This window comes from methanotrophic endosymbiont of Bathymodiolus puteoserpentis (Logatchev), from assembly GCF_900128525.1.
In the GTDB taxonomy this organism is placed as follows: Bacteria; Pseudomonadota; Gammaproteobacteria; order Methylococcales; family Methylomonadaceae; genus Methyloprofundus.
Genome location: NZ_FQTQ01000134.1, coordinates 78,049 through 84,218, shown reverse-complemented (window position 1 = coordinate 84,218; position 6,170 = coordinate 78,049). Strand labels below are relative to the sequence as shown.

Annotated in this window: 5 protein-coding genes and 1 pseudogene; 2 read left to right on the top strand and 4 right to left on the bottom strand. The window is 37.7% G+C overall.

The genetic code is table 11. The features are described from left to right. Positions 1–61: 61 nt before the first annotated feature. Positions 62–322 (bottom strand): annotated as a pseudogene (gene tnpA, locus BQ7314_RS11060) (IS200/IS605 family transposase); the annotation flags it as partial. Positions 323–856: 534 nt separating this feature from the next. Here tnpA and BQ7314_RS11055 point away from each other — a divergent pair. Together BQ7314_RS11055 and BQ7314_RS11050 are read left to right on the top strand one after the other, a co-directional pair. Next, positions 857–1,051 (top strand): hypothetical protein, encoded by a 195-nt coding sequence (locus tag BQ7314_RS11055; RefSeq protein WP_174483750.1) that lies wholly within the window; start codon positions 857–859, stop codon positions 1,049–1,051. A gap of 373 nt (positions 1,052–1,424) precedes the next feature. Further along, positions 1,425–1,859, top strand: a complete 435-nt coding sequence (locus tag BQ7314_RS11050; RefSeq protein WP_174483749.1) for a GlcG/HbpS family heme-binding protein — start codon at positions 1,425–1,427, stop codon at positions 1,857–1,859. A 284-nt stretch (positions 1,860–2,143) separates the two neighbouring features. On the opposite strand, the gene BQ7314_RS11045 is transcribed toward BQ7314_RS11050, so the two are convergent. From BQ7314_RS11045 to ileS, 3 genes are all read right to left on the bottom strand, one after another. Then, positions 2,144–2,329 (bottom strand): hypothetical protein, encoded by a 186-nt coding sequence (locus tag BQ7314_RS11045; protein WP_174483748.1) that lies wholly within the window; start codon positions 2,327–2,329, stop codon positions 2,144–2,146. Positions 2,330–2,447: 118 nt separating this feature from the next. Beyond that, on the bottom strand, positions 2,448–2,915 hold the full coding sequence (gene lspA, locus BQ7314_RS11040; protein WP_174483747.1) for a signal peptidase II: 468 nt from the start codon (positions 2,913–2,915) through the stop codon (positions 2,448–2,450). Between the two features lie 422 nt (positions 2,916–3,337). Next, on the bottom strand, positions 3,338–6,169 hold the full coding sequence (gene ileS, locus BQ7314_RS11035) for an isoleucine--tRNA ligase (RefSeq protein WP_174483746.1): 2,832 nt from the start codon (positions 6,167–6,169) through the stop codon (positions 3,338–3,340). Between the last annotated feature and the right edge of the window lies 1 nt (position 6,170).

Genomic DNA, 6,170 nt, shown 5'->3' with positions numbered 1-6,170 from the left:
TTCGGTTTAGGCGAGTTCATAGAATATATTGTAAAACAACTTTTAAATAATTGCCTGTGGATAATGAGAAGTTACCTTTTATTGTTCCAACCAATTGAGAAATAGCTACTTTAGGCGGAACCATGACCAACAAATGGACATGATCTTCCTGCACATTCAGCTCAACAACTTCACAGCCAAGCCTCTCTGCAAAAACACGAATTGTTTTTGATATTTCAAATCCAACCCTATCTTTTAATACTCTATACCTATATTTTGGAACCCACACAATATGATATTGGCAATGCCATACCACATGTGATAGCTTACGAAATCTACTCATGTTTTTTCTCCTAGTTTTTGTTGTGGCGACAACATCACTAGAATGCATGAGTAGACTTTATTTCTCCAGGCGGAGCCTTTCGACCAACTCCACGTCCTCAGGACGTGGTTTAATTTTTAATAAAATCTTCTTTAGCTAACCCTTTACTGGGCAATTCAATAATAGATTCGCCTAGTTTACGGGGAATAAATTTCTGATTTGACATAGGCTCTCGAAGTTTAGAAAGGTTATTAATAAATAATTCTAGTTTTACTAAAAATTAATGACAATATGATGTCAGTATCACTATGCAGATAAAAACACTGTAAGATATAAAAATAAAAATAAAAATACAATATAAATCAATAAGTAACAAAATAACAATAACCACATACAAAAATAGTTTTGACACGAAACTATAGTCCATGATAAAAATACACCGTCGCTTTAGAGTAGCTTACTCACCGACACAGGCTGAGGCATAACAATAATAATAAATAATGCCTCAACTATGCACTGCATAATTTTTATAAAAATAATAACGAGGAAATTCAAATGGCTGAAGAACAAACAAAAGATTACTCAAACTACTATATCGGCGGTATCATTTTAGTTGCTATTATTGGTGTATTTCTGCTAAAAAGCAGAGAAACTGAGCACTTAGCCCCATCAGTAGGTGCGCAAGTAACAGATCAAGCTTTTCAAGCGGCTAATCAAAAAAGAAAAGCGTCTAAAAATACTTTTGAATAAGCTACAAAAACATCAAAATATTACTTAAATCCAATAGACTAAAATGACTACCCTAACCCATGAGTAAGGTAGTCATTTTTTATCTAAAAACAACAAATCCTCCCAAAAAATACGCACTATCAAAGTATAACTTCTCAGTACCCGAGTATTCTCTTTAATCCAAATAGCTAATAAATATTCCATTTAAAAGCTTAATACAGGTACTTTCAAACCAATAAAATTTTACGATATATTTCGTGCTGACCTTTTAAAAAATTAGGGTACAACGTGGTGAAACCTGACAATAAGCAACTTAGTTTTTAATAGCCCTAGGACAGGACTCTACCCGCACCTATTTAATTTTAGACTTTTATCTAAACCTAAGGGAAGAACCATGCATGTAAGCTATGAACAGGCAGAAACAGCCATTACCGCAGCAATTACTGAATCGCAAAAGATTGGTGTCCAAATGTGCATCGCCATTGTTGATTCCGGTGCTGACTTAAAGTCATTTATTAGAATGGATGGAGCCTGGCTTGGTAGTTCTGACATTGCCATTAAAAAAGCCAAAACTGCTTGTTTTTTTGGTATGAGCACCGGCTCTATCGGTGAACTATCGCAACCAGGCGCACCACTTTACGGCATTGAACACTCTAATGAAGGCTTAATCACCTTTCCCGGTGGTATCCCTATCGTCAATAATGACGGCATTTTAATCGGGGCCATTGGTGTGAGTGGCAGCTCAGTAGAACATGATCATCAAGTCGCTAAAGCCGCAATCGATGTTATTGGTCTTGCAGATTTACCTTCACATCCATGGCGAACTTGATACTGATCTATTTAAGAAAGCAACAGGCATGACATTATTTATAATGTTCCTTTGTTATGCCAAATAATAATCCTGACATCTTCGATAATGGACATACCTGAATTCGTATAATAAGTGCATAACCTTCGCTGAACCTTGCACTGTGTGTTTTTCATTTTGTACTCATAATAACCCCCTATTATTATCCTATATTTTGAGGAGGTTGCTTGTTACGAGTTGCCTAAGAAGGAAGGGGTAGCCTAACTGTTTACATTGCGAAAATAACGCTACGCTTTGAGCTGCTATTAAATAGAATGCACATAGCGATTAATAATTTGTTTCGCTGGCTCACCTGAAGCTAAATATTCCTCAAATAATGCCAATACATCATTAATAGAGACATAAGCAAAAGCACCAAAGCCCTTGTTCACCAAAAAAACTTCATGTAGTTCTGTAATAAATTTAATACGCTCTCGGGCTAAATCAGACATTATTATATTCCTTGTGATTTTAACTATAAGATATATATAAGAATAAGTACCTTACTAAACTAAATCTGCGAACCATTCAGATAATTTTTCAAATTAAACTCTAAATACATCACATAACTCATTCGTGCTTATCTTTTACGACCAAGGATTCATATAGCATAAAAGCAACACCGATAGTAATTGCTGAATCAGCGATATTAAAAACGGGCCAATGATAAGCCTGATAATAAACATCTAAAAAGTCAATGACATAACCATAGATAACACGATCAATTAAGTTACCAATCGCCCCACCAAGAATCAAACTTAAAGAAACAGCGAGTAAAGTTTCATCTTGTTTAAGGCTTTTTAAATAAATCACCAGCCCTATACTTATCCCAGCGGCAAGAGCAGCAAAAAACCAACGCTGCCAACCACCAGCATCACTTAAAAAACTAAATGCCGCACCATAATTATGCGCATAAGTAATACTAAAGCCAGGAAAGACAGGAATAGATTGATATAAGTTCATGCTTATATCAATCCATATTTTACTAAGTTGATCGAGTATTAAGATTAACCCTGATAACCATAGCCATTTCATCATAAATATTTACTCTTAAAAATATGGCTACGTACTTAAAACGGGACAACTGATAGTTTGTAGGGTGGACTTCAGTCCGTCATTACTAAAAAGCGGATGAAGCCCACCCTGCAACTAGGATAAACGTCTAGTGTTAAATACGTAGCTAAAAATATAAACTAAAACTTAGGTAACTCGCACTAAATAAACCACCCAAAATAATAAGGATAAACCAAGCATTACTTGCCTTTTTAATGGGTGGGTTATGTATTGCGCGTTACCTTACATAAAATTGTGGGAGTGACTTTAGCCATGATCAATCACGACTAAAGCCACTCCCACTTAGGAATCAAAATTCAATAATATCCGCAAAGACTCGCGGTGCTTATCACCTAAAGTTTCGGATTTTATTCAATGTGCATTCCTTAGCTAGCTAATTTTTTTGATTATGCAAATTGTCTAACTTCACCATCACCTGCAATATTGTCCACGCAGCGACCACATAATTCTGGGTGCTCAGCATGACTGCCCACATCAGCTTTATAATGCCAACAACGCACGCATTTCTCATGCTCTGAAGCAACTACTTTGACTTTCAAGCCCTCTAGCTCCGTTATTTCTGCATCACTCCCTGCATCTTGTATTGGTAATACAACAGCCTGTGAAGTAATAAAGACAAAATGTAATTCTTCTGCTATTTTTTTCAAAACAGCCGTATATTCGGCATCACAAAATAAAGTAACCTCGGCATTTAACGAAGCACCTATTACGCCTGATTTACGCATTTTCTCTAGTTCTTTACTGACTGCTTCGCGTACCGACATCACACATTCCCAATCAGCATTGGACATAAGCGCATCATCATTTAAAGCAAACAAGCCTTCGTACCAAGTTTCTAATAATACTGACTCACTGCGTTCACCTGGCATATATTGCCAAATCTCATCCGCCGTATAACAAGTAATCGGTGCTAACCAACGCACTAATGCTTCTATTACATGATACATCGCTGTTTGTGCCGAACGACGAGCAAGTCCATCAGCTTTAGCAGTATATTGGCGGTCTTTAATAATATCTAAATAAAAGCCACCTAAGTCCATCGCGCAAAAATGATGCACTTTTTGATTAATAACATGGAATTGAAACTGATCATAAGCTTGCTTCACTTCTTCTTGTAGATTAAATGCACGATCTACAATCCAGCGATCTAAAGCTAGCATATCTTTTGCATCAACACTGTGTAATTTAGGATCAAAGCCATCCAAATTAGATAATAAGAAACGGGAGGTATTTCTTAAACGACGATAAACATCAGCAGTACGTTTTAGAATTTCGTCAGAAACCGTCATTTCACCACGATAATCTGTACCAGAAACCCACAGACGCAATACATCAGCACCTAATGATTTCATCACCGTTTGTGGTGCAACCACATTACCGCGTGATTTAGACATTTTTTTGCCTTCAGCATCCACAGCAAAGCCATGTGTTAACACTGTTTTATAAGGTGCCACACCATTCATTGCCACCGATGTCAATAAAGAAGACTGAAACCAACCACGATGCTGATCAGAACCTTCTAAATATAAATCCGCTGGAAAACGTAATTGCTCACGCTGATTTAAAACAGCTTCATGCGTCACACCTGAATCAAACCAAACATCCAAGGTATCTTGCATTTTTTCGTAATGCTCAGCCTCTGAACCTAACCACTCTGCCTTATCCAAAGCAAACCAAGCCTCTATACCTTTTTGCTCTACATGTAAAGCAATATCTTCAACTAATTTATCCGTTTCAGGATGCAACGCGCCTGTCTCTTTATGCACAAAAAAAGGAATCGGTACCCCCCAAGTACGTTGTCTGGAAATACACCAATCAGGGCGATTTTCTATCATACCTTCAATACGAGCTTGCCCCCACTCAGGTAACCACTGCACTTTTTTGATTTCTGCTAGTGCTTTCTTACGTAGTTCAGCTTGCTCCATAGAAATAAACCACTGTGGCGTTGCTCGAAAAATAATCGGTGTTTTGTGACGCCAACAATGCGGGTAACTATGGAATACAGCTTCATGATGTAAAAGCTTATGTTTACTTGTTAAAACTTCAATAACATGATCATTCGCCGAAAAAACATGCTCACCAGCAAATAATTCAGTATTAGCTAAGAATACACCATTATCACCCACTGGATTATCGACTGGCAAACCATAACGCTGACCCACCACATAATCGTCTTGGCCATGACCAGGTGCAGTATGAACAGCACCTGTTCCAGCCTCTGCAGTAACATGATCCCCTAATATAATTGGCACTTTACGATGATAAAAAGGATGCATCAGTAATTGATTTTCCAGCGCACTACCCAAGCAATGTGCTAAAACATGACAATTTTCCATACCATAACGCTCAGTTGCATCGAGCCATAGTTGATTAACTAAAACTAAACGTTCTTTTTGACCATCTTTTTCACACTGGATAATTACATATTCGTATTTAGGATTTAAGCTTACGCCTTGGTTTGCAGGCAATGTCCAAGGTGTTGTTGTCCAAATAACTACTGATAAAGGGCCTTCCCCTTTATTCTCTGGCATACGCTCACAGCAAGCAAACAGCTTCTCCTCATCTAGTACTTCAAAACGCACATCAATCGCTGGTGAATGCTTATCTTCATATTCGACTTCGGCTTCTGCCAAAGCAGAACCACAATCAGTACACCAATGCACTGGTTTAGAGCCTTTACTTAAATGGCCTTTGGTATTAATTTTGCCTAAAGAACGAATAATATTCGCCTCAAATTGATGATCCATAGTCAAGTAAGGGTTGCTCCAATCACCTAAAACACCCAGACGTATAAACTCATCTTTTTGCATTTTGACTTGTTTTGTGGCGTACTCTCGGCAGGCTTTACGAAATACTTCAGCAGAAACTTTAGCGCCCGCTTTCCCGACCTTTTTTTCAACCATCAACTCAATTGGCAAACCATGACAATCCCAGCCAGGAACATACGGAGCATCAAAACCTGCTAAGGTTTTAGATTTAAGAATAATATCTTTTAAAACTTTATTCACCGCATGACCAATATGAATCACGCCATTTGCATACGGCGGACCATCGTGCAAAATAAACGGCGGCTTGCCGGAAAATTCCGTACGAATCTTTTGGTATAAATCAGCTTCTGTCCATTTTTTCAAACGCTCAGGTTCACGCTGTGCCAAGTTACCTTTCATAGGAAAGGCTGTTTTCGGTAAATTTAATGTACTTTTATAGTCAATGGTCATG